This window comes from Paenibacillus sp. HGF5, assembly GCF_000204455.1.
Taxonomy (GTDB): domain Bacteria; phylum Bacillota; class Bacilli; order Paenibacillales; family Paenibacillaceae; genus Paenibacillus_AQ; species Paenibacillus_AQ lautus_A.
This window is the reverse complement of the sequence record NZ_AEXS01000067.1, coordinates 146,742-172,700: the sequence shown is the minus strand read 5'-3', so window position 1 is coordinate 172,700 and position 25,959 is coordinate 146,742. Positions and strand designations below refer to the sequence as shown.

Annotated in this window: 22 protein-coding genes; 19 read left to right on the top strand and 3 right to left on the bottom strand. The window is 53.0% G+C overall.

The window, feature by feature from the left end; genetic code table 11:
* Positions 1-110: 110 nt before the first annotated feature.
* Positions 111-1,505, bottom strand: a complete 1,395-nt coding sequence (locus HMPREF9412_RS11830; protein WP_009591598.1) for an MFS transporter — start codon at positions 1,503-1,505, stop codon at positions 111-113.
* A 119-nt stretch (positions 1,506-1,624) separates the two neighbouring features.
* Here HMPREF9412_RS11830 and HMPREF9412_RS11825 point away from each other — a divergent pair, with 119 nt between their 5' ends.
* The 11 genes from HMPREF9412_RS11825 to pepT all read left to right on the top strand — a co-directional run bounded on the left by HMPREF9412_RS11825 (position 1,625) and on the right by pepT (position 12,964).
* Positions 1,625-2,536 carry a LysR family transcriptional regulator gene (locus HMPREF9412_RS11825; RefSeq protein ID WP_009591624.1) on the top strand — a complete coding sequence of 304 codons (912 nt, stop codon included), beginning with the start codon at positions 1,625-1,627 and terminating at the stop codon, positions 2,534-2,536.
* Positions 2,537-2,890: 354 nt separating this feature from the next.
* A complete protein-coding gene (locus HMPREF9412_RS11820; protein ID WP_009591706.1) occupies positions 2,891-3,667 on the top strand; it encodes an ABC transporter permease in 777 nt (258 codons plus the stop codon).
* The gene (locus tag HMPREF9412_RS11815) at positions 3,664-4,464 is read left to right on the top strand and encodes an ABC transporter permease (protein ID WP_009591717.1); all 801 of its coding nucleotides are present in this window, start codon (positions 3,664-3,666) and stop codon (positions 4,462-4,464) included. Before HMPREF9412_RS11820 ends, HMPREF9412_RS11815 begins: the two co-directional genes overlap by 4 nt.
* 15 nt (positions 4,465-4,479) lie before the next feature.
* Positions 4,480-5,466 (top strand): ABC transporter ATP-binding protein, encoded by a 987-nt coding sequence (locus HMPREF9412_RS11810; RefSeq protein ID WP_009591636.1) that lies wholly within the window; start codon positions 4,480-4,482, stop codon positions 5,464-5,466.
* A gap of 93 nt (positions 5,467-5,559) precedes the next feature.
* A complete protein-coding gene (locus HMPREF9412_RS11805; RefSeq protein WP_009591748.1) occupies positions 5,560-6,234 on the top strand; it encodes a response regulator transcription factor in 675 nt (224 codons plus the stop codon).
* Between the two features lie 170 nt (positions 6,235-6,404).
* Complete coding sequence (locus tag HMPREF9412_RS11800; RefSeq protein ID WP_009591737.1) at positions 6,405-6,905, top strand: DUF3995 domain-containing protein; 501 nt, start codon at positions 6,405-6,407, stop codon at positions 6,903-6,905.
* A 218-nt stretch (positions 6,906-7,123) separates the two neighbouring features.
* Positions 7,124-9,094, top strand: a complete 1,971-nt coding sequence (locus HMPREF9412_RS11795) for a tetratricopeptide repeat protein (RefSeq protein ID WP_009591595.1) — start codon at positions 7,124-7,126, stop codon at positions 9,092-9,094.
* A gap of 145 nt (positions 9,095-9,239) precedes the next feature.
* Complete coding sequence (locus HMPREF9412_RS11790) at positions 9,240-10,001, top strand: methionine ABC transporter ATP-binding protein (RefSeq protein ID WP_009591715.1); 762 nt, start codon at positions 9,240-9,242, stop codon at positions 9,999-10,001.
* Positions 9,994-10,692, top strand: a complete 699-nt coding sequence (locus HMPREF9412_RS11785; RefSeq protein ID WP_009591649.1) for a methionine ABC transporter permease — start codon at positions 9,994-9,996, stop codon at positions 10,690-10,692. The genes HMPREF9412_RS11790 and HMPREF9412_RS11785 overlap by 8 nt, the downstream gene beginning before the upstream one ends.
* Positions 10,693-10,749: 57 nt before the next feature.
* Entirely contained in the window at positions 10,750-11,586 is an 837-nt protein-coding gene (locus HMPREF9412_RS11780) for a MetQ/NlpA family ABC transporter substrate-binding protein (protein WP_009591712.1), read from the top strand.
* A gap of 145 nt (positions 11,587-11,731) precedes the next feature.
* The gene (gene pepT / locus HMPREF9412_RS11775; RefSeq protein WP_009591584.1) at positions 11,732-12,964 is read left to right on the top strand and encodes a peptidase T; all 1,233 of its coding nucleotides are present in this window, start codon (positions 11,732-11,734) and stop codon (positions 12,962-12,964) included.
* A gap of 74 nt (positions 12,965-13,038) precedes the next feature.
* On the opposite strand, the gene HMPREF9412_RS11770 is transcribed toward pepT, so the two are convergent.
* The gene (locus HMPREF9412_RS11770) at positions 13,039-13,923 is read right to left on the bottom strand and encodes a helix-turn-helix transcriptional regulator (RefSeq protein WP_009591663.1); all 885 of its coding nucleotides are present in this window, start codon (positions 13,921-13,923) and stop codon (positions 13,039-13,041) included.
* A gap of 191 nt (positions 13,924-14,114) precedes the next feature.
* Here HMPREF9412_RS11770 and HMPREF9412_RS11765 point away from each other — a divergent pair, with 191 nt between their 5' ends.
* Together HMPREF9412_RS11765 and HMPREF9412_RS11760 are read left to right on the top strand one after the other, a co-directional pair.
* Positions 14,115-15,413 (top strand): alpha-glucosidase/alpha-galactosidase, encoded by a 1,299-nt coding sequence (locus HMPREF9412_RS11765; protein ID WP_009591631.1) that lies wholly within the window; start codon positions 14,115-14,117, stop codon positions 15,411-15,413.
* A 169-nt stretch (positions 15,414-15,582) separates the two neighbouring features.
* The gene (locus HMPREF9412_RS11760) at positions 15,583-15,927 is read left to right on the top strand and encodes a hypothetical protein (protein ID WP_009591724.1); all 345 of its coding nucleotides are present in this window, start codon (positions 15,583-15,585) and stop codon (positions 15,925-15,927) included.
* Positions 15,928-15,994: 67 nt separating this feature from the next.
* On the opposite strand, the gene HMPREF9412_RS11755 is transcribed toward HMPREF9412_RS11760, so the two are convergent.
* Positions 15,995-17,248 carry a sensor histidine kinase gene (locus HMPREF9412_RS11755; protein WP_009591665.1) on the bottom strand — a complete coding sequence of 418 codons (1,254 nt, stop codon included), beginning with the start codon at positions 17,246-17,248 and terminating at the stop codon, positions 15,995-15,997.
* A gap of 246 nt (positions 17,249-17,494) precedes the next feature.
* Between HMPREF9412_RS11755 and HMPREF9412_RS11750 the strand changes: the two genes are divergently transcribed.
* The 6 genes from HMPREF9412_RS11750 (at position 17,495) to HMPREF9412_RS11725 (ending at position 25,912) form a co-directional block, all read left to right on the top strand.
* Complete coding sequence (locus tag HMPREF9412_RS11750; RefSeq protein ID WP_009591744.1) at positions 17,495-19,318, top strand: ABC transporter substrate-binding protein; 1,824 nt, start codon at positions 17,495-17,497, stop codon at positions 19,316-19,318.
* A 104-nt stretch (positions 19,319-19,422) separates the two neighbouring features.
* Complete coding sequence (locus HMPREF9412_RS11745; RefSeq protein WP_085981266.1) at positions 19,423-20,433, top strand: ABC transporter permease; 1,011 nt, start codon at positions 19,423-19,425, stop codon at positions 20,431-20,433.
* A gap of 1 nt (position 20,434) precedes the next feature.
* Positions 20,435-21,271 (top strand): ABC transporter permease, encoded by an 837-nt coding sequence (locus tag HMPREF9412_RS11740; RefSeq protein WP_009591588.1) that lies wholly within the window; start codon positions 20,435-20,437, stop codon positions 21,269-21,271.
* Positions 21,272-21,278: 7 nt separating this feature from the next.
* A complete protein-coding gene (locus tag HMPREF9412_RS11735) occupies positions 21,279-22,289 on the top strand; it encodes an ABC transporter ATP-binding protein (RefSeq protein WP_009591640.1) in 1,011 nt (336 codons plus the stop codon).
* Positions 22,276-23,076 (top strand): ABC transporter ATP-binding protein, encoded by an 801-nt coding sequence (locus HMPREF9412_RS11730; RefSeq protein ID WP_009591620.1) that lies wholly within the window; start codon positions 22,276-22,278, stop codon positions 23,074-23,076. The genes HMPREF9412_RS11735 and HMPREF9412_RS11730 overlap by 14 nt, the downstream gene beginning before the upstream one ends.
* Before the next feature lie 541 nt (positions 23,077-23,617).
* A complete protein-coding gene (locus HMPREF9412_RS11725; RefSeq protein WP_009591686.1) occupies positions 23,618-25,912 on the top strand; it encodes a sensor histidine kinase in 2,295 nt (764 codons plus the stop codon).
* Positions 25,913-25,959 lie beyond the last annotated feature (47 nt).

The following is a 25,959-nucleotide window of genomic DNA, read 5'->3' as shown; positions in this document are numbered from 1 at the left end:
TTGTGTTGACATGCGCGGATTCAGATCTGCGCGGCCTGTATGAGAGCCCCGGATCATTTTCGGATGGGCAGGCATGTTTCATCAAACGACCCCGCATTGGCTGCCGTTCCTTATTTGGATCCGGTAGTTTGAACCTGCAGCTTATGCTGTGCCGTTCTGCCAAATTGCAGCATAAACAGCAGAAGGATTCCTGCTTGCAACGCCACCAAGACGATATAGATGTTGCTGTAGGTTGAAGCTCCCTGTACCATGCTCAGCGGGTTCCAGCGGGTGCCGGCGCCAAGGTCGACGGCTTTGCCGTAAACCCCGGTGGCAATCGCGCCGGACAGGAAGTTAAGCAGGGAGAACAGTCCCATGCCGACGCCGGTTTGCTCTTTGGGCAGCGATAAGGAAATCGTCTTGGAGAGCGAGATTTGCATAAACATGATACCGACATTGCCGAAGATCAGGAACAGTGCGATCAGGAGCGGCGATACGCCAGCGAAGGTGGACAACAGGGCAAAGCACAGCAGCAGCAGGGTGGAAGCCGCATAGAATAAATAGCGGGTTCCCTTGGTATCCGCGAGCTTGCCGCCTCTTCCGCCCAGCATGGCCGTGACCACGGCTCCGGGCACCATGACAAATCCGATCCATCCCGGAGCCAGACCGTTCAAATCCGACAGCAGCTGCGGAGTAAGAAAAGGCAGCGCATAACCGACGCTCATGATGAACATGCCGAGGACAAGTCCGACCGTGTAGCTTCGGTTGTGGAATAAACGGGGCTGGACGAAAGGCGCTTTAGCCGAACGAATGCGCAGAAGGAACGCAAGGAACAGGATCAGGCTGCCTAAACCGAATATCCAGCCGCCTTGGGTCACCGAGAGGAGCAGCAGCGCAACCGTTCCGGCCAGAAGGCCGCCGCCGAGCCAATCGATCCGTGCGCCCTGGCCCTGTTCATTGTCCAGATATTTGCGATAGAGAGGGAGGGTGGCCAGGATGAGCAGCGGAATGAAAAAGAGCCATCTCCAATGGAACGTGCTAACGACCAATGCGGAAACCACCGGCCCGATCGCGTTGCCGATGGCGAGCCCGGTCGCCGTTATGCCGAGTGCGCGGCCCCGGTTTTCCGCAGGGAAGTAACGGACGGGAATGATCATGGCGATTGCCGGAATGACGGCTGCCCCCGCTGCCTGAAGGATTCGTCCCAGCAGCACCATCCAGTAGGCCTGTGCGGCCAAGCCCGTGATGGAACCGACAAAGAAGAGAAGCAATCCGAAGGTGACCAGATTTTTGAGTTTATAGGTGTCGGCCAATTTTCCGTACAGGACGGAGCCTATGGCATAGATGAGCATGTAAATCGACGATACCCAGCTGACCTGGGCGAAGGAAAGCTGGAATTCCTGGCTGATTTCAGGAAGCACGATATTAAACATGGTTGCGCTCATCGACGAGAGAATCATCGTAAACGCCAGAATGCGTATTAATTTTTCAGCCGACGGCTGTTGCGGTTGTTGATGTTCGTTCATGTGATTTCCCCCTTTCCTTTGGTTACGATTTATTCTACAATCGATAGTTAATAAATAAAAATATATATTATGACATGCATTCATATACTCAAGGATATCAATAAAGGAGGAAGAATCTCATGGAACTGCTTCAGCTGCATTATTTTCAGACGGTGGCCCGAATGGAGCACATGACCAAGGCCGCGAGGGAACTTCGCATTGCCCAGCCTGCGCTCAGCAAGACGATTGCCCGCTTAGAGGAAAATTTGGGGGTGCCTCTGTTTGATCGGCAGAGCCGGCAAATCAAGCTCAATTCATTCGGGAAGGCTTTTCTGAAAAGCGTCGATACGGCGTTATCGGCCCTAGAGGAAGGCAGGAGGGAAGTGTCCGATTTGGCAGGCATGGAGCGGGGGAGCATCCGCATAGCAACGACGGCATTGCCTCGGCTGTCCAAAACCCTGGGCGCTTTCCGCGCGCGATATCCTGATGTGAATTTTCGCATCATTCAGATTCCGCCCGACTCCACGATGGAGATGGTGCAGATGCTGGAAAACGGAGAAGTCGATCTGTGCTTTACCGCGGCGGCCCTGGACGAAGACCACATTCGGGAGATTCCGGTCCTCCATGCGGAGGTGTTCTTGGCGGTGCCTCACGGCCATCGATTGGCGGGACGGTCCCGCATTTCCCTTCAGGAGGTGGCGGGGGAGGCCTTCATCGAGTACAAGGCAGGCCATCCGTTTCGTAAAATGAACGAAGAGTTTTGCCGATTGGCCGGGATCAGCCGGGAAGTCGTATGTGAAGTCGATGAGCCGGCAGCATTGTCCAGCCTCGTATCGGCCGGGCTTGGAGCCGCATTTGTACCCGGATGCAAAGGTGACGACATGCCCCCGTACGCGATGGTGCGCATTGAGAAGCCTTCCTGCTACCGCACCTTTACCGTAGCCTGGCTGGAGCGGCGCTACTTGTCCAAGGCCGCGACGGAGTTCCAGTCATTCCTGGTAGACTATTTCCGCGAGTTTCAGGAGCCGATGAAGCATAAAGACGTGATCTGACAAATCACGTCTTTTTTCTGTCCCGGCCGTCTCCCTTCTACATAAGCCGAGCATCCCTTCATACCGTTTTATAGACCAACGAACAGGGAGAAGTAGATGGCCCCGCCGCCCGTTGGTTACTTTTCATGACGATGAAGTCTTCGCACGCCCATGACTGTTGTTCTCAACCGGCCTAGGGAAAAGAAGGCTTCTTTTTTTGCATGCCGGATTTTCGGCCCGATAATCACCCGATGTTCCTTGCGAAAAAATCCTTGCCAGAAATGGAACGTTCTGGTATGCTATTGTCCTTCTCTCATTTTCGCCTTGTCTGAAGTGGATGGGTCCGCCATCTAAAATGCTTATCGGAGGTGCTTCATGCTTTATTTCACATTGGCTTCCAAAGCCTATGCCCGCAATTTGCAGTACCGCGGCGCTCACATGGTGCACAATGTCGCCAGTGCGATGTTCGGCTTCATGTATGCCTGTATCTGGCTCGGTCTCGGTGCCGATTACGCGCTCGGAGATTACGGAACGCAGGGAATGGTCGGCTACATCACCTTTACGCAAGCCGCGCTCTGGGTTTCCAGTTTCGTCACGAATGGCCTCGGCATCCCCCAAGCCGTGCGAACCGGCCATATTTCCCTGGATTTGATGCGTCCCGTTCATTTGTTCAGTCATTTGATGGCCAAGGAATGGGGTCAAATCGGCTACCAATTCGTTTACAAATCAATCCCGATCTACCTGGTGTATTATTTTGCCTTCTCGCTGCAGCTTCCCGGAAAAGCAGTCACCTTCCTCTACGTTGCCATTGCGCTCGCAGGCGCCGCCTACTTATCGATTTGCATCAACTATCTCATCGGCGCATCGGCATTATGGACAACGGAATCGTCTTGGTTGTATTGGGGCAACCACGCGATGATCAATCTCCTGGCCGGTTTCTTCATTCCCATCGAATGGCTGCCGGGCTGGCTTCAGGCGATTGCCTGGTGGTCGCCGTATCCGTATCTGCTCTATGTGCCGACCCGGATCTATCTGGGCTTCGATGACGTTTCTCATCTGTGGGGCACGTTGTCATGGTGCGTGCTGCTGACGCTGGCAAGCCTGCTGGCTACCCGCTTCCTAAGGCGGAAAGTGGAGGTGCAGGGAGGATGACCGCGAGATCCTGGCTATCCCTGTATGCGCTGCTGATCCGTACGAGCATCAAAAGCCGCATGCAGTACAAATTCAATTTCATCCTGGCTTCGTTTCTTGCCGCATTGATCCAAATTTCCGAGTTTCTCATGGTCGCCATCGTCCTCTACAAGTTCGGAGCCATTCAGGGCTGGTCCATGCATGAAATCGGGTATTTGTTTGCCGTTATGACGCTGTCGAAGACGCTCTACCGGACGCTTGCGGATGAAGTGCATCATCTTGAGAGATATCTGGTCAACGGGGAGCTTGACCAGCTGCTGACCCGTCCCATGCCGGTGCTGCTGGCGCTCATGCCGCAGAAATTCCGGATCATGCTGGGCGAAGTGCTGCAGGGCGGATTTCTGCTCTGGTGGTCGCTGCATGGCATGATGGCGGCAGGTCAGGTGGGATGGAGCGCGGTGCCGCAATCGCTGTACATTATCGTCACGGGTGCCGTCATCCTGTTCTCGATCGGCCTTGCGACCGCAACCTTCGGTTTTTGGACGACCCGGATCACCGAGCTTCAGAACTTGACGGAGGATGCGGCCCGGACCGCGGCCCAGTATCCGCTCACGCTGTATCCCAAATGGATGTCGTCGATCCTGCTGATCGTGGTCCCGGTCGGTTTGGTCAATTATGTCCCGTCGCTATACATACTGCGGGGCGAGCTCGGAGCCTGGGTGCTGCCTGCGTTGGCTGGAGCGGCTCTGTTATGTCTCATCTTAAGTCTGAAATTCTGGCAGTTTGGTTTGACGAAATATCAAAGTACAGGGAGCTAAAGGAGGAATGCGTCCATGATTGAAGTGAGCAACATACGCAAGGAGTTCAAAACGCCGGTCGTGAAGGAGGGGCGCTTCTCCGGTCTGCGAACCCTGTTTACGAGAGAATACCGGACGAAGGAAGCCGTAAAGGGGATCAGCTTTCAAGTGGAGCCGGGGGAATTCGTCGGTTACATCGGTCCGAACGGCGCCGGCAAATCCACAACGATCAAAATGCTGACCGGCATTCTCCACCCGACCTCGGGCCGCGTTTCGATCGGAGGCATGAATCCGCACAAGGAACGGCGCAGCGTCGTGAACAATCTAGGCGTCGTATTCGGTCAGCGCAGCCAGCTGTGGTGGGACTTGCCGGTGAAGGATTCCTACGATATTTTGGCGAAAATGTACAGCGTGGATCAGGCGGACAAGGAGCGCAGACTCGGACAGTTTGCCGAACTTCTGGATTTACGGGCGTTCTGGGAAACGCCTGTGCGCAAGCTGTCGCTCGGGCAGCGCATGCGCGCCGACCTCGCGGCCGCGATGCTGCATGATCCGGACGTGCTGTTCCTGGATGAGCCGACGATCGGCCTGGACGTGAACGCCAAGCGGAACATCCGCCATTTTCTCAAGCTGATCAACGAGCAATTCGGCAAGACCATCCTGCTTACGACGCATGACATGGATGATATCGAACAGCTCTGCAATCGCGTGATGGTCATTAACAACGGCGAGCTTTCCTATGATGGAACGGTGAAGTCCCTGCGCGAGACGATCGGGCTGCCTACGGTCATCACCGTGACCTTCAGCGGACCTTTTGCCATCCCTGAGCAGTTTCAGGGGGAAGGCAATCTTTCCGTCCCGATCCGCGTGACAGGTTCTCTGGATAACACCGTCACGATTGAGGTGAACCGCCGCGAGATGAACACGCTTGATATTTTTAAAGAGCTGGGCCGCTGGGGCGAGCTGGATGATATCGATATGGAAGATCCCGATTTTGAAGACGTGATTCATAAGGTATACTGACAAAATCAGGAGAGGGCTTCAAATAGGAGCCCTCGTATCTCTCCAATATGCTAAACTACCAGTATATCCCTCATAAGGAGTCAAACATAGACGATGAGTTTTACTATTCTATACATAGAAGACGATAAGGAGATCGGCGCTTGGTCCAAAGATTTTTTAATCGAACTTGGCTATAAAGTGATCTGGAGGACTTCAGGTCATGATGCTATGGAATATTTTGAACAGTGCAGCCTGGTCATACTGGACATCATGATCCCAGGATTGGATGGCTATACGATCGGCCAGCGGTTCAAGCAGCGCCGTCCGGATGTACCGATCTTAATGCTGACTGCCAGAACGTCAATGGAGGATAAACTGCAAGGACTATCCTTTGCCGATGATTACATGACTAAGCCGTTTCATCCCGACGAACTGGCTGCGCGCATTCAGGTGCTGTTAAGACGTTCTGGTTCTATGGCTTCGGATAACCTCCAGGTGAAGCATTTAAATATTGACCGGAGAACGAACCGTATATTAAATACGGAAACGATGGATGAAATCGTTCTTACGGGCAAGCAATTTCACATTTTCATGTATTTAATCGATCATTTGAATCAAATATTGACCCAAAAGCAAATCTACGAGGCCGTATGGAGGGAACCGTATATTCATGGCGACAAATCGCTTATGGTGCATATTCGCCATTTACGGGAGAAAATCGAGATCGATTCAAGCTCTCCTCAAATAATAGAAACGATCCGGGGGGTCGGATACCGGGTGTGCTCATGAATGTGGAGCGCTCGCTTATGAGCAGACAAAGGAAATGAACTTGCCATGGGAAGTGAAGTCCACTCCTAGCGGCACCTCAGCTATGTTTTAGCGGAAACTTAAACGAAACTTAAACTTCGAGTCAACTTAATGCTCTCTTTAGATAGGTAAGATGAGCTTGAGGTGATGAAATGAATGATTCAAGAATGAAAAAAGCGGGGGTTGTTGCTTGCATTGCTGCTGTGCTGTATGCCCTCCCCCATTATTGGTGGGGGCTCGGCTTCGGGTTTGCATTCCCCGGGGATTTCCAGGAGACGCCGGATGATTTTTGGTCACATGCGATCGGCTACTGGGGAATGGGAACCATCGCTATGTTGGCTGCCGTTTTCGCGCTTGCTTTCATCAGGCCTTGGGGGAGACGACTGCCGAAATGGATGTTAATTGTTCCTGCAACAGCCGGTTCGGTGTTGTTGTCATTATGGGGATTTATCTATTTCGCCCTGCAGTATCTGTTAGCGGTTGGACGCGTTCAGTCGGCCCCGATGCACGCTGCTCAAGATGCAAGCCCCATGGCGGTGTGGGGATACTTCTGGTATGCGCTTTTTCTGGTCTGGGGAATTTCGCTAGGCATTGCCGCATACCATGCCGGAAAAACCCGATGGCGGAAAATGGAAGAGCATTTCACTAAATAATCGGAAGTAATATTTTGGATTGCACATTTTTGGTATCTTTATACAATATAATAGGATACACACCGAAAGAGGAGCCTGCAGGAGGTTCCTCTTTAATTTGGGTGCAAATGGACATAGAGGAAGTATAATATAGAGATAAGGCGGAAAGCTGCCCCGGCTCTAATCATACGAGCCCAAGAAACCCAAGAATAACATCTACATACAAAGGATGAGCCACCATGAAGTTGATGAAGCGGATCTGGTTCCGTATCGGTAACCATTACAGGAAGAAGCGGGATTTTGAGCAAGCCCTTAAATATATGAGAAAAGGCGAGAGCGCCATTACAAGTTTTAATGACAAGCTGCACTATGCGGAACTGCTGCACAACAGCGGCTATTCGGATGAGGCCGTGGCTTATCTGGGACGCGTGATCGAAACGAGCGGCAGCCATCGCGCGTACGAGCGGCGCGCCCATATTCTGCGCGAGCTAAATCGGGAGCGCGAGGCCATCGAGGATTTGGATGAAGCGATTCGATTGAATGCGGACAATTATATGAACTGGTATACCCGGGGCATTGCGCACAAGGATTTGAACCAGTACGACGAGGCGATCCGGGATCTGAAGGAAAGCATCAAGCGTGAGGACGACAGCACGGTAATTTCGACCTACTATGAACTGGGCATGGCCTATTACGAGAGCCGGAACCCGGCGGAAGCGGCGCACTATTTTCGTTTAAGCATCCAGAAGCCGGAGCGCGCCATTCCGATGTATTACTACATGCTGTCGGTGTCGCTGGATCTGATGGATCATGTGCAGGAAGCCGTGGGCGTCCTGCAGGAGGGAATCCAGCTGGCTGACCGGTATGAAGCGGAAGCGGATGGCGGATATGCGATGTTCGCGGGAAGCACCAATTACAGCTATGGCGCCTTCCAGACGTTTCAGCGGCAAGCGCGCGAGGCGTATTCCTTCCGGAAGCCCATGGCGGATCTGTACGTGCAGCTGGGGGATTTGGGGCAGGCCGAGCACTATCTGTCGGAGGCCATTGAACGGTATCCGGATACGTACGAACTTTACTTAAAGAGGGCGGAGGTCTTGAATCGGTCCGGCAGCAAAGCTGCGGCCAAAGCCGATTTGGAGTGGGCGATCGAGGCGGAACCGGACGATTACCGCGCTTATTTCGATTTGGCCCGTATCTACCGCGAGGATGCCCGGGAAGAGGAAGCCTTCGAGCTGATTTCGAAGCTGTATGCGAGACAGCCGGATTCCCCGCTGGCTTGCTACTGGATGGCCGACTGCTACTACCGGCTGGGTCGCCAGGAGGAGGCGTTGGCGACCAATGACAAGCTGCTTAAGCTTGAGCATGATGACGCGCCCAATTATGTGCAGCGTGCCGATATTTATATGGAGATGAACGATCTGCCGTCTGCGGAGCAGGCTTTGAAGGAAGCGGCCGCGCTCCAGGACGGGACCGAGATCCGCAACAAGCTCAGCTACGTGCTCTATCTTCAAGGACGCAACGAGGAAGCGCTGCTGGAGCTGCAGGAAGCGGTTAAGCAGGAAGAAGCCTTTTCCGAGCACCCGACATACCTGGCGGCCAGCGGTCATATTTACAAGGAGATGGGCATGTGGGATCTTGCCATCGATGCGTATTCCCAGGCGATTCAAGCGCATCCGTCCAATCCGCGATTCTATGAATTCCGCGCCGTTTGCTTCGTGGAGACCGGCCAGCTCGAGCGGGGACTGGCGGACTGCGCTCAGGGGCTCAGCTTGAACCCGGGGCAGGGAAGCCTGTACAGCCTGCGAAGCGGAATTTATTATTCGATGGGAGACTACGCGCGCGCGAAGGAGGATACGCTGCAAGTGCTGGAGCTTTCGCCGGGTCATCCCGGGGCATATTTCAGGCTGGGGCAGATTTATTACAAGGATCAGGACGAAGATGCGGCATTGGCTGCATTTGACGAGGTGCTGAAGGTGGTGCCCGAGCATGCCGAGAGCTATCTGTACAAAGCGCATATCTATTACGGCCAGTTTGAGCATGAAGATGCGGTGCAGGCGATCGTGAACTGGAGTTTGCATCTACAGAAGGAGATGCCGGCTGCGGAGAAAATTCAAGCCATCGAAAGCCTGGAGGGTTTTGAGGAAGGTTTGCTGGATAAGGCGGTTGAACGCTTAACGGGCATGTATGGACATCAGCTTTATTTATCTTGAGAGCATGCACTTTCTGGCAGTGAGCAAGGGGTGTCACATTTTGTCTAAAATTATGGTATGATTCAATTGTTGTTGCAGCATCATGTGCTCGCAGGCGGTATCGCCACGCGGGCTTTCTTCATGTGGCAAGGAGGGGGATTCTAGGATGATCTCGCTGCAAGAGGTCAGTAAAAGCTATGGCAACGGCACGGACCGTTACCTGGCAATCGATGCCGTCTCTCTCGATATTGAAGAGGGCAGCATACACGGCATCATCGGCGCCAGCGGGGCCGGTAAATCGACGCTGCTGCGCATCATGAACGTACTGGAGAGACCGGACGCCGGGAAAGTCTCGGTGAATGGACGGGAGCTGACTGCCCTTGGCGGCAGGGAGCTTCGGGAGGCAAGAAGGTCCATCGGCATGATCTTTCAGCTGTTCCAACTGGTCAGCAACCGGACGGTATGGGGCAACGTTTCCCTGCCGCTTGAGCTGGCAAAGGTACCCAAGGCCGTCCGTGCGGAGCGCGTTCAGGAGGTCCTGCGCTTTGTCGGGCTGGAGGATAAAGCGAAGTCATATCCTGCTCAGCTTAGCGGCGGCCAGAAGCAGCGGGTAGCGATTGCCAGAGCTTTGGCCAATTCGCCGACCGTCTTGCTGTGCGATGAGCCGACGTCTTCCCTGGATCCGCGGACGACGGCGGATATTCTGGAAGTGTTAAGACATATTAACCGGACGCTCGGAGTTACGATCGTCATCGTCTCGCACGAAATGGACGTGGTGAACGGCATCTGCGACCATGTGTCCGTGATGGAGGACGGCCGCTTGATCCGAACGTACCGTAATCGCCAACAGGATGAAGAGGTGCCTCGAGATACCGGAACTCCAATTAACGGTGCTGGAGAAACGGGGGGATTGGGCTTCTATGAATGACATCATTCAATACGTGAACGATTATTTGGCCTATGTCCTCCAGTATCAGCATGAAATATGGCGGGCGATTGGCGAGACGTTCATTATGGTGGGCATATCGATTGCTGCCGCTATAATACTGGGTCTTCCGGTCGGAACACTGCTATTTCTGTGCCGAAAAGGACAGCAGTATGAGAACCGGCTATTGTTCTCCATTCTGAATGCTCTGGTCAACGTTATACGGTCATTTCCGTTTCTGCTGCTTGTCGTTGCCATGATTCCGGTCACAAGGTGGATTGTCGGTACATCGCTCGGCACGGTGGCCGCTGCCGTGCCGCTATCCGTCGTAGCAGTAGCCTACTACTCCAGATTGGTTGAGCAATCCCTGCTGGAGGTGCCGAAGGAAGTGATGGAGGCCGCCGCTTCCATGGGGGCCTCCACGATCCAGATGATATTCAAGTTCCTGTATGTGGAGGCCAGGTCGGGCCTTGCGCTCGGACTGACAACCTCCACGATCAGTTTTATTTCGTACTCCACGGTCATGGGGATCGTGGGCGGGGGCGGCGTCGGGGATTTCGCGATCCGCTACGGGTACCAGCGATTCGAGGAAGAGATCATGACGTTTACGATCATCATCATGATCATTCTGGTACAATCGATCCAGTTCGGCGGGAACCTGGCTTCCAGGCTGCTGGACAAAAGAAAAGTATAATTGCGGTTTTGAACATGCTTGCACGGATTCTATTTTTTTACCTGGAGGTAACCTAAAATGAATAAGAAATTATCGCTGCTTCTGTTGACCCTCATGCTTGCGCTTGCGGGCTGCGGGCAGCAGCCAGCCAAGGACGAAGCCCCGGAGAGCGCGGCGCCCGAAGCGAAAGAAGAAGTGACGCTGAAGGTCGCAACGCTCATTCCGCCGATGACGGAGGTGCTTGAGCTGGTGAAGCCGATGCTGAAGGAAGAAGGCATCAATCTGGACATCCGGATTCTGTCCGATAATGTGCAGCCGAACAATGCGCTTGCCCATAAAGAGGTGGACGCGAATTTCTTCCAGCATGTACCGTACATGGAAGAGTACAATGCGAACAACGGGTCGGAACTGGTTCCGGTCACGCCGATCTATAATGCCGTTTTCGGCGCGTACTCCAAAAAATACAAAACCATCGAAGAGCTTCCGGATGGCGCAACGATAGCGATTCCTAACGATCCTTCCAACATCGGCCGATCCCTGGTGATGTTTGAGAAGAACGGTCTGATCAAGCTGAAGGAAGGCGTCGGCATCCAAGCGACGCAGGCCGACATCGTGGAGAACCCGCATCAATACAAGTTCACCGAGGTGGATCTGCTGATGCTGGCCCGCACCCTCGACGACGTCGATATGGTGGCCATGACGCCGGCTTATGCCAAACCGCTGGGATTGACGCCTAAGAAGGATGCCCTGGTAACCGAGGGCAACGACTCCGATTTCACCATTACGCTGGTGGCCCGCAAGGATAACGTCGATTCCGAGCCGATTCAGAAGCTTGCGAAGGCGATGACCAGCCCCGAAGTGAAGAAGTTCTTCGAGGAGAACTATTCCGAGATTGCGCTGCCGGCTTTTGAATAAATCAACGTTTCATCTTGGCCATAGCCTGACCGTTCCCCTGGTTTTCGGGGAGCGGTTATTTTTTTGAGCGCGGGCAAATATGGTATACTCTTGATGGATTTGAGAGGTGCACCTTACATACCATACGTATTGGAGTTGAGAATTTATGAAAAAAGAAGTAATCGACAGACTCATTACCTATGCGCAGATGGATACGCAATCCGACGAGAACAGCCACACTTGCCCTTCTACCCCGGGGCAGCTGACGCTGGGCCGGCTGCTGGTGGACGAGCTGAAGGGCATCGGCATGCAGGAAGTCACCATGGATGAGAACGGCTATGTGATGGCTACGCTTCCGGCTAACACGGATAAACCCGTCCCGACCATCGGCTTTTTGGCACATATCGATACGGCGACCGATTTTACGGGTGCCGGCGTCAAACCGCGGATCGTCGAACAATATGACGGACAAGACATCGTTTTGAATCAAGCGCAGAACGTGATCCTCTCCCCGCAAGATTTTCCGGAGCTGAGCGGTTACAAAGGACATACGCTCGTGACAACGGACGGCACAACGCTGCTGGGCGCCGACGATAAAGCGGGCATTGCAGAGATCATGACGGCGATGAATTACCTGATCCAGCATCCGGAGCTGAAGCACGGGAAAATCCGCGTGGCCTTCACGCCCGACGAAGAGATCGGCAGAGGACCGCACAAATTCGACGTGGAGGCCTTTGGTGCCAAATACGCGTATACGATGGACGGGGGGCCGCTGGGAGAGCTGCAATACGAAAGCTTTAATGCGGCGGCCGCGCTCGTGACTTGCAAAGGCAAGAATGTCCATCCCGGAACGGCCAAGGGCAAAATGGTCAACGCGGCGAAAATCGCCATGGAGCTGAACGGCATGCTCCCTGCGGAAGAAGCGCCTGAACATACCGAGGGGTATGAAGGCTTCTTTCATCTCACTTCCATCGAAGGCGATGTAGAGGTGACCGAGCTTCGTTATATTATCCGCGACCATGACCGGGAGCTGTTCGAAGGCAGGAAGGCCAAGCTGGCTTCCATCGTCGAAGAGCTTCAGGACAAGTATGGAGCCGAGCGGATCGTGCTTCAGATGAAAGACCAATATTACAATATGCGGGAGAAAATCGAGCCGGTCAAAGAAGTGGTCGACATCGCGCAGACCGCGATGGAGAAGCTGGGAATCAAGCCGATCATCGAACCGATCCGCGGGGGGACCGACGGTTCCCAACTGTCGTACATGGGCCTGCCGACACCGAACATTTTTACGGGCGGGGAGAATTATCACGGACGATATGAATACGTGTCCGCCGACAATATGGTACTGGCCGTCAAGACGATTATCGAGATTGTCCAGCTGTATGAGGCGCAGGCATAAGTTAAAAGGCACTTGGTGTTATTTATAGAAGAGCTCCCGGCATTCATGCCGGGAGCTCCTTTTCATTTGCAGGATCATGTTTTATTCGAGCTTTTTTCCAGGCTGTACTTATATTCGCTGGGGGTCATGCCTGTCCATTTGCGGAACTGCTTGGAGAAATAGAGAGCGTCGTTGAAACCGACGGAGGAGGCAATTTCATGGATGGAGAATGACGATCTCATGAGTGCTTTGGCCTTCTCGATGCGTACCTTCATGAGGTACTGCATGGGCGAAAGGCCCGTATGCTGTTTGAACATCTTGGACAGGTGGGCCCGGTGATAGCCGAGTGCCTTCGCCATCTGATCTATGGACAGCTGCTGGTGATATTGGGTCGAAATCCAGCGCTCCGTCTGTCTCACGCCCCGCTCAATATCCGGCACGTCATTGGAGCTCGACGGTAGATGCTCGCGGTTTAACATCGCCAGCTTATGGAGCAGCAATCGGAGCCACCCGGATGCTTGAAGATCCTCCAGCCAAGGGTGATCCGATTGGTTAAACCCGAGACGCAGATGACGGTACATCTCGGCCAGGGCGTTCAGTTCGGTTTCTTCCGTGCAGCGGATAATCGGCCTGACGGGTGTAACGCCCATATCAGCCAGCAGCAGGTTGGTGCCTTTCTCCTGCAGAGCCACCCAGTTGTAGTGCCAGGGGTTCCGGTCGTCCGCTTCATAGCTGAACAGAACGCCGGGAAGGATCACGAAGGTATCGCCTGCCCGGCAGTGATGCACCGTGCCAGCGCACTCGAACACGCCTTGGCCTGTCAGGACGGTGTGAATAAGGCAGTAATCATGGATGATGGGCCCGATTTTGTGGCGGGGTACGGGCGTGCCTTCGCCGCTGAACAGAATGTTTAGGTCATGGCCGCCGGGCGAAGGGTTCATGCCAATCGTGTAAAGGGTATGGTCCGGCAAAATGGACATCTTTTTGGCTCCTCCTTAAACGTGTGCTATATCGATCGATGAGCGGATATGAGATAGAGTTAGATTACATAATCGCACGACAAATGTCCATATGGCACTTGTTTTGCTCCATATTCAAAAAAGGCCGATTATCTTATAGTTAGTCATGTGAAAGCGTATTAATTTATGGAGTTTAAGGAGGGCATTTATTGATGTCTAAGATTACATTCATCGGAGCAGGAAGTACCGTATTTGCCAAAAACGTCCTGGGTGATTGCATGCAGACGCCGGCTTTGCAGGGATTTGAACTTGCTTTGTTTGATATTGACCCCGTTCGTTTGAAAGACTCGGAGAACATGCTGAATAACATAAAGAAAACCAGCGGCAGCACCTGTGTCGTAAAATCATACGGTGACCGCAAGGAAGCGCTTCGCGGAGCAAAATACGTCATTAACGCGATTCAGGTTGGAGGCTATGACCCGTGCACGATCACGGACTTCGAGGTTCCGAAGAAATACGGGCTAAGACAGACGATAGCGGACACCGTGGGAATCGGCGGGATATTCCGAAACCTCCGTACCATCCCGGTCATGCTGGATTTCGCGGCTGATATGCGGGAGGTTTGTCCGAACGCCTTGTTCCTCAACTATACGAATCCAATGGCAGTGCTGACCAATGCCATGAACACGCTGGGCGGCGTGCAAACCGTAGGTTTGTGCCACAGCGTTCAGGCATGCATCCCGCATCTGTTCGATAATTTGGGAATAGACAAGGAAGGCGTGCAGGCCAAAATCGCCGGCATCAACCATATGGCATGGCTGCTTGAGGTAACGAAGGACGGCGTGGACCTGTATCCGGAAATCAAGAAGCGCGCGGCGGAGAAGCAGAAGGAGAAGCACCATGATATGGTCCGTCTCGAGATGATGCTGAACTTCGGTTACTACATTACCGAATCGTCCGAGCATAACGCCGAATATCATCCGTATTTCATCAAGCGCAACTATCCGGAGCTGATCGAACGCTTTAACATCCCGCTGGATGAATACCCGCGGCGCTGCGTGAACCAAATCGAGGGCTGGAAGGCGATGCGCGAGGATCTGGTCAACAACCAGGATCTGAAGCACAACCGCTCCCATGAATATGCCTCCTACATTTTGGAAGCAATCGAGACCAATGTGCCGTTCAAAATCGGCGGCAATGTGATGAATACGGGACTGATCACGAACCTTCCGAAGGAAGCCTGCGTCGAAGTTCCGTGTCTGGTCGATGCCAGCGGCGTGACGCCGACCTATGTCGGCGATCTGCCTCCGCAGTGTGCCGCGCTGAACCGCACCAATATCAACACCCAGCTGCTGACGCTGGAAGCCGCGGCAACCGGCAAGAAGGAGCATATCTATCATGCGGCGATGCTGGATCCGCATACGGCCGCCGAATTGTCCATGGATGACATCAAGAGCCTGTGCGACGACTTGATCGAAGCGCACGGAGACTGGCTGCCTAAATACCAGTAAGGAAGAATGGATGAACGAAGTAACGCAAGGAGCAGGGGATCCTCCCCGCTCCTTGCGTTTTTTTGAAGCGCAATGGACGGGCCGATGTTACACTAAACTTAATGATGACACGTACCTGTCGCTTTATGTTTATGAAAACTGCTTAAGCAGGTATATGGAGGTTTGCGGTATGAAGCTGAGGCTATTTATGTGCCTGCTGTTCCTGTTTACGGCAGGATGTGCCCGTGATGTAACGGTGTTCGAGTCCGCGGTTTATTCGCTGGAAGACGACAGGATTGCCGTGGACTGCTCCGACGAAGTGAATCGTAACCGGAAGAATCACACGGATGAGGGGTACCACTGTGAGGTGCTGGTCACCGAAGCGACTTCCCTGAAGGCAAGTGGAGGAGGAGCTATCACGCTGGATGAGCTAAAGGAAGGCGATCTTATCCGCATCACGTTAAAAAAGCCGTTGAACATAAGCAAAAACAACAGAAGTTTTGAGGCTAAAGAAATTATGCTGCAAGCCCAATAAAAGAGAGACGCTCTTTCGCCCGGAAAGACGCCTCTCTTTTTCGTTAACGGACCTCGTGCGTCATCTCTTACGGGTTCAGTTTCGCGCGCGGGAGCGTGATGAGAAACACGGTTCCCGATCTTGGCGAGCTTCGTACCGAGACGCTTCCGTTCATGGCGCGGATGGCTTGATAGGAGAAGGTGAGCCCAAGTCCGGTGCCGCTCATTTTGGTGGAATAGTAGATCGAACCGAGACGGCTTAGCTGCTCGGGTGTCATGCCGATCCCGTTGTCCTTGATTTCCACGGCCACCTGCTCCGTTTCTTCATAGACGGTAATGTTGACCATGCCGTTGTCGACGTCTTTGCACGCCTCGATCGCATTCTTAATAAAGTTGACCAGCAGCTGCTTGAGCTCTGCGGGACTCCCCGAAATGTAGAGATTGGACTGGGGGGAGTCCGTGCTGAGGGTGACGTTGCTCATATTGGCATATGAAGTCATAAGCTCAACGACGGACTTGATTTGGGCGGCAAGCTCGATTCGCTGCTGAAACGGCAAGTGAGGCTTGCTGATCGAGAGGTATTCGGACAAGATCTGTTCGGTTCGGCGAATTTCCTCCATGCTGATTTCTAGGAATCGTTCGGTCTTTTCCGGAGGGAACGTGCCGCTTTTGATCAATTGCAGGAACCCCAGCACGGTGGTCAGCGGATTGCGGACCTCATGGGCAAGGGAGGCGGCGACATGATTCACGGCTTCGGCTTTTTCATTCTGGATATACCGCAGATATAGCTCCTTGTCGGATACGGATTTGTTAAACAGGGTCACGAGAAGCCATATCCCGAGCGAGTTATGAACCGGCATGGCAAAAATATTAAAAACAAAGTAATTCATGATGTAGTCGGGTTTGGTTATATAGAGCACCAGGAGCGGAAGGACCGAGAAGCTGATGCCGGCTATAAAAATGATCCATAATTTGTGTTTGCTTCGGTGATACAGGAATGACAGCAGAACGGACAGCGGGAACGTAAAGATCAAGATTATAATGGCGTCGATCATGCCGGATCCGCCAATGTACAACCGGTAGATTAGAAATTCCACGAGCAGAATTGCCCCTGTCAGGAACCCTCCGAACAGCATGCCGAAGAACATAATGACATACCGCACGTCAAAGATCAGCCCGCTTTGGACAGACGAAGCAAAGGTCATGGACAGCAGCATGCACAGCGAACAAATGACAATGATGAAATTACGGGAATAGTTGACTGTCAGTTTTCTGTAATAGATGTTGTATGCAACAAAAGGCATCAATGCAAACAACAACTGCAGCAAAACATCTTTGATCACAGGCAGTAGGCCCACCCCTTTGAAGAGTATCGGATCGTCCGCTAGATTACCATGTCCATTCAAGTTCGACGTCAAATGGAAAAATCCTTGAGGCTTGAATAAAAATGACAAAAAAAATAATTCGTACTCAGATTGAACAGAGGCACATATAAATCCATCAAGAAAGCGCTTGCAGACAACCGATGTTCGACTCGGATACTCAGCACTTAAGTGAGAACACATTTCCATGAATGGGAGGGTTCACAAGTGAAGCTGAAAATCGTTCTGAGACCCATGTTCATTCTATTGTTGGCCGCGTCTTTTTTTGTCGCCGGATGCCAAAGCGTGACGCCGCCGCCGACAGCATCAGAAACACCTCCGCCTAATGAAGAAGTTAAGACGCCCGGAGGAAGCGAAGAACCGGCACCGCAGGGCGATGCGAAAGCAACGCCGAGAAACGAAACGCTTTATGTGAACGGCTTGCAATGGGGAGCGCCCACGAATTTCAACCTGCTTAGCGGAAACCCGGCGTTTCCGATCAACTACGGAAATTCGAGGGAACTGGTGTATGAAACGTTGTTTATGGTCAACCAGCTCACAGGCGAGTTAGAGCCGCTGCTTGGGACCAAGTACGAATGGACCGACGATCTTAATTTGCGGATCGAGCTGAACCAGGATGCCAAATGGAGCGACGGCAAGCCGTTCACATCCGACGATGTCGTCTATACCTACCAGCTTGGCAAAAAGTATGACATCAACTGGAGCAGCTTCTGGACGTACATCGAGGACGTAACGGCAGACGGACTGCAAACGGTAAACATTACACTCAATAAAGACAATCCGAACAAGTTGACGGTGCTCGACAGCATTGAGATCATGCCGATGCTGCCCAAACATGTCTGGGAAGAGGTCGAGAAGAAAGCCAATAACGATCTTGCCACCATTCGGAAGGAAGTCAACGAGGACCCGATCGGAACGGGGCCATATAAAATGTATTTTTACAATGACCAGAAAATCACGATTATACGGGACGATAACTACTGGGGCCAGGCGCTCTTCGGCAAGCTGCCGGCTCCAAAGTACATCACCCATGTCATCTATAAAGATAATGCCGCGGGCGATCTGGCATTCAAGAGCGGCCAGGTCGACGTATCGCAGCAGTTTATTCCGCAGGTATGGAAAATGTGGGAAGGCGGGGCTCCGGTCAAAACCTATATCAAAGAGGCGCCTTATTATGTGCCCGGCTCCATGCCGTCGATTTTCTTCAACATGACGAAGGAAGGACTCGACAATGCGGATGTCCGCAGAGCGATTGCCATGGCGATCGACTACGGCAAAATCTCGGAGCTGGCCATCAGCGGCTACTCCGCCCCGATGGAGCCGTCATTGACGCTCAATACGGAGGCCGAAGCAAAATATGTGGACCAGGCGGCCATCAAACCGCTCCAGTGGACAACGGACGTGGAGGCGGCCAATGCGCTGCTTGATTCCATCGGCGCCGCGAAAGGGAAAGACGGCATCCGCGTTCTGAACGGTACCCGACTGGGTCCGTTTGAGATTGAGTGTCCGTACGGCTGGTCGGATTGGAATGCGGCGCTTGAGATCGTCGCCCAGAACGCGAAAGCGATCGGCATCGAGATTCGGACCAAATTCCCGGAAGCGCCGGTATGGACCAATGATCTTCAGACCGGCAAGTTCGACATTATCATGAACACGCCTGCGGGCGGAGTCAGCCCGAGCCAGCCGTGGAACCGCGCCATGACCATCATGTACTCCAAAGGCGTTGCGCCAATGGGCGAAATGGCATTCTACAACTGGGGCCGATACAAGAACGATCAGGCGGATGCCATCATCGAGAAGATTCCTACCATTTCGGACGAAGCCGAATTGAAAGCGCTCTACACCGAATTGACCCAAATCTGGTTGAAGGATATTCCGTCGATTCCGCTCATGTATCGTCCATGGGTATTCGATACGGTTAATGAATCGGTCTGGAAGGGCTTCCCGACCGAAGGGGACGGCAGCAACATCCCTCCTCAAATTTCAATGGATGGGGCCGGCATCAAGTCGCTGTATCAGATTCATAACTGAGCGATATAACTCAATGAACGAAGACCTGTATTGGCGGATTAGCACCCCTGATATAGGTCTCTTTTCCACCAAATTCGAAGGTGCGATTCATGGGGGTGAGCTGCTTGAGTGTTTACGGAAAATATATCGTCAAGAAGTTCTTCTGGTATTTTCTGACGCTGGTAATCGCCGTTACGCTAAACTTTCTGTTGCCCCGGATGATTGAGGGGAATCCGGTCAGCATGATCGTGTCCGAGATGACGCAGGGGATGACCGACAGCGATACGATCAAGCGGGTCTATGAGACCTTTCTCGTGGAGTTCGGCATCGATAAGCCTTTATGGGAACAATTCTTCATCTATCTGAAAAATTTGGCGACCGGCAACCTGGGCACTTCGTTCGGGCTGTATCCGAAACCGGTCACGGAGATTTTGGCCTCGGCAGTGCCGTGGACGATCGGTCTCCAGCTTCCGGCCATCCTGGTTGGCTGGATCATCGGCAACGTGCTTGGCGCCGTTGCGGCATACCGCAAGGGCGTGTTCGATAAAGTGATTTTTCCGGTGGCTTTATTCGTGAATTCCATTCCGTTCTTCACGCTGGCCATCATCATGCTGTACGTGTTCGCGCTGTCCCTGAACTGGTTTCCGCTGCATGGCGGCTACGACTATCAGATGGTGCCGACGCTCAGCTTTGAATTCTTCGCTTCGGTGCTTCGGCATCACACGCTTCCGTTCCTGTCGATCGTGCTGGTGACCATCGGCGGTCAAGCCATCGGCATGCGCGAGATGTCCATCTATGAACTGAATTCGGATTATGTGCTGTACAGCAAGCTGCTCGGGATACGGGATTCCAAGATCGCGAAATATGTATTCCGGAATGCCATGCTGCCCCAGATAACGGGACTGGCGTTATCCATCGGCACGATGGTGGGCGGCTCTCTGATCTGCGAGATCGTGTTCAGTTATCCTGGAATCGGAACCTGGATGTTCACGGCGATCCGTCAGCTCGATTATCCGTTAATTTCGGGCTGCACCCTCTTGATCGCTCTGGCTGTGCTGCTGGCCAACTTTACGATTGACTTAATCTACGGCTGGATCGATCCGAGAATCAAGGCCGCTCAGATGGAGGATCAATAATATGAACAGTTCCTTTCGCATATTGATCAAATCGCCAAAGTTTATGTTCGGAGCCTGCATGCTGCTGGCCATGATCGGCATGGTGCTGATCTACCCGCTCTTTAACCGCAATGACCCGCTGGAGATGATCGCGCTGGCCTATCAGCCGCCGGACTCGAAGCTGCTGCTGGGGTCGGATAACTTCGGCAGGGACTTATTTCTTGAATTGATCTACGGCATTCGGACTTCCCTGCAGGTGGGGCTGATAGCCGGCGTCTTTGCTACCGTGATCGGCCTTGTGATCGGGTTAGCCTCAGGTTATATCGGAGGCATGATCGATAATCTGCTGACCGCGATCACCAACATTTTCATCGTGATTCCTTCCTTTGTCATCCTGATATTGATCTCGGTCAGCATCGATTCGCGCAGCTCGTTTGTCACGGCGGTCATCATCGGCATCACCAGCTGGCCCTGGACGGCCAGGGCCGTAAGGGCGCAAACCTCCTCTTTGCGAAACCGGGATCACGTGAACATCGCGAAAATATCCGGGTACAGCACGCCGCGCATCATTGTCTCGGAGATTTTGCCGTACATCGCCTCCTATGTCGTGATGGCTTTCGTGCTGCAGACGGCATCGGGCATTCTCTCTGAGGCTTCCATTTCGATGCTGGGACTCGGCCCTTACAACACGATTTCCCTCGGCATCATCATGAATTGGGCGCTCGTCTTCGAAGCGCCGGTTGCCGGGGCCTGGTGGGCCTTTATCCCGGCGGCGATTTCCATCGCCATCATCACCTTCTCCTTGTACATGATGAACACCGGCATGGACGAAATATTCAATCCGAAGATTAGGAGCTGATGGGGCCTTGAGCACAAATATATTGGAAGTTAACGAATTGAAAACCTTTTACCGTACCCGGCTGAAGGAGCATGTATATGCCGTAGACGGCGTGAGCTTCTCGCTCGAGAAGGGGAAGACGCTTGGCATTGCCGGCGAATCCGGCTGCGGCAAATCGACCCTTGCCCTCAGCCTGATGGGATTCTATTATCCGCCGCTGCATTTCGGCAGCGGCTCGATTGTCATCAACGGCACGGACATTATGAAGCTTGGCAAGGAACAGCTTCGTTCCCGGGTGTCGGGAAGAGAGATATCGTATATTCCGCAAGCGGCCATGAATGCCCTGAATCCTACGCTCAAAATCATTCGATTCATCGAGGATATCATGAAGGAGCACCGCCCCGAGCTGAACAAGAAGCAGGTGTGGGATATGGCGGCGGAGCGGTTCGAGACCTTGAATTTGTCGACCAAGGTGCTGAACTCCTATCCGAACGAGCTGTCGGGGGGCATGAAGCAGAGAACGGTCATCGCGATTTCCACCATTCTGAATCCGAAAGTGCTGATTGCGGACGAACCGACCTCGGCTCTGGACGTAACCTCGCAGAAAGCGGTAATCAAGCTGCTGAAGAGCCTGCTGGACCGCGGCTTTATCCAATCCCTTGTCTTCATCACGCACGAGCTGCCGCTGCTCTATCATGTAACGGATGACATCATCGTCATGTATGCGGGGGAAATCGTGGAGCGGGGAACCGCAGAGCAAATGATATTTGACCCGATCCATCCTTATACGAAAAAGCTGATGGGCTCCATCATCGTGCCCGAGGAGGGCATGAAGGGCCATAAGCTTGCCGCCATTCCGGGGACCCCGCCCAATCTGAAGAACGTGCCGGAGGGCTGCCGGTTCGCCGACCGCTGCTCCTATGTGCAGGATGCCTGCCGGAAGGGCAAGATAACGTCCCGGACCGTGGGGGATCGAATCTATAGGTGCATCGTGGAGCCTGATGTGCTTAAGGAGTGGTATGCGAATGAAGGGGAATGACGTACTGATTCGGGGAGAACACCTCACGAAGGTGTTCGGATACGGGAAGCAGAAGACAACCGCCGTGGAGGATGTCAGCTTTACCTTTCATGAAGGCGAAATCATATCGATTGTCGGCGAGAGCGGAAGCGGCAAAACGACGCTGGCAAAAATGATCATGGGCTTGCTGAAAGAGAGCAGCGGGACGATTGAATATATGGGCAAGCCGAGACGGCTGAAGCGGCATGGAGACCGCAAACGCTATTGGAAGAACATTCAGGCGATTTTCCAGGATCCGTTCTCTTCGTTCAACCTGTTCTACAAAGTCGAGAAGCTGCTGCTCGACTGCATTAAGCTGCAGGGAGATAAACTGACGAAGGAGGAGCAATTCCGCAAGATGAAGGAAGCGTGTTCCTTCGTCAATCTAAAATTCGAAGAGCTGCACAATAAATATCCGTTCGAATTGTCCGGCGGGCAGATGCAGCGCTTGATGATCGCCCGGATTTTCATGCTTCATCCGAAGCTGCTTATTGCGGATGAACCGACCTCCATGGTCGATGCGTGCTCGCGGTCCACGATCCTTGATATGCTCTTGAAGCTGCGGGATGAGAACAACATGACAATTATATTTATTACCCATGACGTAGGGCTTGCTTATTATGTAAGCGATACGCTGTATATTATGGAACAGGGGAAAGTCGTGGAGCGCGGACCTGCGGAAGAGGTTATCCTGAATCCGCAGCATCCGTATACGCAGCAGCTGATATCGGATGTGCCCAAGATCCATTCCGAGTGGGATTTGGCATAAGGTTAGCTATGTAAAGCTTATGGAAGGCTCGAAGCGAGAAACGGCTTCGAGCTTTTATTTTGGCAAGAGACAAGGAACGGGGATACCTCCACAGGTGTTTACCCTCCTGAACACGCAAGAAAACTCCCTTCGATACGTAGTCTGTCATCTTGGCATGTACGTCGATCGACCCTTTTCACTTAGGGCATGCACATGCATAGGACCACTGGCGCTTCGTGTATTTTCGCAGATATGACACTCAGAAACGTGACATAAAATTTCTTAGTTCCTGATCTTCGCATTTGTGAAGGATCTGCCGATAAATGATATGGCTGCCATTGGGCGTCCCGCAGCCTGCATTCGGCATAACGCAAAGCCCTGTCGTGAATTGCGTGTATGCTTCATAAGGAGACTATCAAACATCATGCACAGCTACTTCTTGGGGGCAACCGTTTTGGTGTTGACCGCCATGACAATTCTTTTTTTGATTATCTTATACAGATGTGGCTATCAACGGAAGTTAAGCCATCGGGCCTTGGACATGGCCGAGAGCAGGTTCCGCATGCTTGACGATATGCTGCTTACGCTGGATGTCGGGATTTGGTCGTACGATGTCGGCACCAGGACCATACAAAATACATCCTTGGCTTTTCATAAAATCACGGGTTATTCGCATCGCGATTTCTCGGACGGGCTCTCCTGGGAAACGATGATCCATCCCGAGGATATGGCGCTGTTCCGATCCTTGGTTGACAAGCTTCGGAAAGGCGAGGCCGTTCATACCGAATACCGCATCCTCCATGCGGAGGGCGACGTACGCTGGGTTCAGGTGAAAATGATTCCGACGATGAATGAGTCCGGGCAAATCGTCCGGACCGATGGCATTGCCATTGACATCACCACCCGATTCCGCATGGAAGAGGCGCTGTATGATATGGCGGAATGCAAGAAGATGGAGCAGGCGCTCAAGGAAAGCATGAACCGGTATCGCCGCCTCGTGGAATTATCGCCTATTGCCATCGCAGTGTGCAAAGAACGCAAGCTGATGTACGTGAATCCCGCCGGACTTCGGATCCTTGGTGCCGCTGGACCCGACAATATCCTGGGCACCGATCCTTGGGACTGGGTGTTTGATCCCTATGAGGAGTGGGCACGCAAACGGCTCACGCAGCTGATTCGCAGCAGGCGGGTCGTTCCCGAGGAGTTATCCATAAAGCGGGTGGACGGAGAGCGGGTCGATGTCGTGGCGACGGCCCTGTATGACGAGGAATCGGACGCCATTGAAATTTTCTTCGAGGATATTACCGCCCGCAAATCAGCGGAACGGGCTCTGATGGAGAGCGACCGTATCAACCGCCACATTCTGGATATCGCACCGGTCGCGATGTTCCTGCACTCCGATTTTTCTTACATTTATGCGAATCCCGCTGGCTTATCCTTATTGGGAATCAGGGACATCGCGCAATTGGACGGCACCTCCTTCCAGGACGTGATTCCTTCCGACCAGCTCGAGTTCGTGACGTCTGAGGTTGAACATGTGTACGAAAGCGGGAATACCTCCGAGCTCGCGGGAAATAAGCTGGTCCGGCTGGATGGAATGATCATCGATATCGAGGCCATCACGACGCCGATCCCTTATATAGGCGATAATACGGCACTTACCATTATTCGGGATGTAACGGAACAGAAGCAGGCCGAACGGGAGCGGATTGCTGCAGAGCGGCTTGTCCGGGAGAGCGAGGACCGGTATTTCAGGCTTCAGATGAGCCTGGATCAATTCTCCTCCGATCTGTTCGGGATGGTGAAGATCAGCGAATTGAACGCCCGGATCGTGCAGGAGATCAGGAAAGTGCTGGGAACGGACCGGGTGAGCCTGATCCGGATCAACCACCACAGCCTGCATATCAAGATTCAAGGCGGCAGCAAGGAACTGCCGCAAAGGGTGCTTCATTCGATCCATAAATGCGGTCCCGAGCATGTTCCGCTTTGTAAGCTGTTTGAGACGTGCGACGGATATTTCGTCAAGATCGGGGAGATGAACGGGGACAGCAGCATCGTCTGCATCGGCGGCGAGACTCCGCTGCTCCTGATTCAGGCCAAGAAAATATGGCTGGAGACGATTACCCGCTATGCAAGCGTCCTGTACGATAATTTTCGCGTGATTGAGGACTTGACGAGGGAGCTGGAGAAGCTGGGATCCTCACAGCAGATCATGCCCCTTTGGCTGCTGCGGCTGATGCTGCATCTCTCCGAGAATGAGCGGAAGCGACTGTCCCAGGATCTTCACGATGCCGCGCTCCAGGAACAGATTATCTGGTACAGGAAATTGAATCAGATTACATCGGATCTTGATCTGCCGGAACATCTGCGTCCACAGCTGGAGGAGATTGAGCAGGGGCTTCTGGATGTCATTTATCAGATCCGAATTACGTGCAATGAGCTTCGCCCACCGCTGCTGAAGGAAGAGGGGCTGGAACGTTCGCTTGAGGCATTGTTTGAATTCACCCAGCTCCGCACCAATTACTCCATACAGTTCGACTGCTCGAGCTTCGTTGATGATATCAGTGACGACCATTTGATCGGGTTGTACAGGATCGTTCAGGAGCTGCTGGCGAATGCCACGAAGCATTCCAATGCGACGGAGGTAAAGCTTCGTTTGTCCACCCAGTCGGATGAGGTCAATCTGAGTTATGAAGATAACGGAGTCGGAATTGATCCCAGCCAGAAGCCGGATCAATTCAACAGTATGGGAATCGGCGGCATGAAGGAAAGGGTGAGAAGCATGAACGGCAAAATCCAGTTCGACTCATCGGAGAGCGGGGGGCTGGCTGTCTATATATCGATAACGGCAAAGTAAGCATGGATACCGGCAAAGCAGCAAACAAGATACCAGACTAAAGGAGT

What these genes read in the sequence shown, in the direction of transcription:
- HMPREF9412_RS11765 (WP_009591631.1), top strand. Translation starts at nt 14,115, where the DNA reads ATGTCTAAGATTACATTCATCGGAGCAGGAAGTACCGTATTTGCCAAA.
- HMPREF9412_RS11770 (WP_009591663.1), bottom strand. Translation starts at nt 13,923, where the DNA reads ATGTCCATTTTGCCGGACCATACCCTTTACACGATTGGCATGAACCCT.
- HMPREF9412_RS11760 (WP_009591724.1), top strand. Translation starts at nt 15,583, where the DNA reads ATGAAGCTGAGGCTATTTATGTGCCTGCTGTTCCTGTTTACGGCAGGA.
- HMPREF9412_RS11730 (WP_009591620.1), top strand. Translation starts at nt 22,276, where the DNA reads ATGAAGGGGAATGACGTACTGATTCGGGGAGAACACCTCACGAAGGTG.
- HMPREF9412_RS11725 (WP_009591686.1), top strand. Translation starts at nt 23,618, where the DNA reads ATGCTTGACGATATGCTGCTTACGCTGGATGTCGGGATTTGGTCGTAC.
- HMPREF9412_RS11805 (WP_009591748.1), top strand. Translation starts at nt 5,560, where the DNA reads ATGAGTTTTACTATTCTATACATAGAAGACGATAAGGAGATCGGCGCT.
- HMPREF9412_RS11740 (WP_009591588.1), top strand. Translation starts at nt 20,435, where the DNA reads ATGAACAGTTCCTTTCGCATATTGATCAAATCGCCAAAGTTTATGTTC.
- HMPREF9412_RS11820 (WP_009591706.1), top strand. Translation starts at nt 2,891, where the DNA reads ATGCTTTATTTCACATTGGCTTCCAAAGCCTATGCCCGCAATTTGCAG.
- pepT (WP_009591584.1), top strand. Translation starts at nt 11,732, where the DNA reads ATGAAAAAAGAAGTAATCGACAGACTCATTACCTATGCGCAGATGGAT.
- HMPREF9412_RS11790 (WP_009591715.1), top strand. Translation starts at nt 9,240, where the DNA reads ATGATCTCGCTGCAAGAGGTCAGTAAAAGCTATGGCAACGGCACGGAC.
- HMPREF9412_RS11825 (WP_009591624.1), top strand. Translation starts at nt 1,625, where the DNA reads ATGGAACTGCTTCAGCTGCATTATTTTCAGACGGTGGCCCGAATGGAG.
- HMPREF9412_RS11780 (WP_009591712.1), top strand. Translation starts at nt 10,750, where the DNA reads ATGAATAAGAAATTATCGCTGCTTCTGTTGACCCTCATGCTTGCGCTT.
- HMPREF9412_RS11830 (WP_009591598.1), bottom strand. Translation starts at nt 1,505, where the DNA reads ATGAACGAACATCAACAACCGCAACAGCCGTCGGCTGAAAAATTAATA.
- HMPREF9412_RS11785 (WP_009591649.1), top strand. Translation starts at nt 9,994, where the DNA reads ATGAATGACATCATTCAATACGTGAACGATTATTTGGCCTATGTCCTC.
- HMPREF9412_RS11810 (WP_009591636.1), top strand. Translation starts at nt 4,480, where the DNA reads ATGATTGAAGTGAGCAACATACGCAAGGAGTTCAAAACGCCGGTCGTG.
- HMPREF9412_RS11795 (WP_009591595.1), top strand. Translation starts at nt 7,124, where the DNA reads ATGAAGTTGATGAAGCGGATCTGGTTCCGTATCGGTAACCATTACAGG.
- HMPREF9412_RS11800 (WP_009591737.1), top strand. Translation starts at nt 6,405, where the DNA reads ATGAATGATTCAAGAATGAAAAAAGCGGGGGTTGTTGCTTGCATTGCT.
- HMPREF9412_RS11815 (WP_009591717.1), top strand. Translation starts at nt 3,664, where the DNA reads ATGACCGCGAGATCCTGGCTATCCCTGTATGCGCTGCTGATCCGTACG.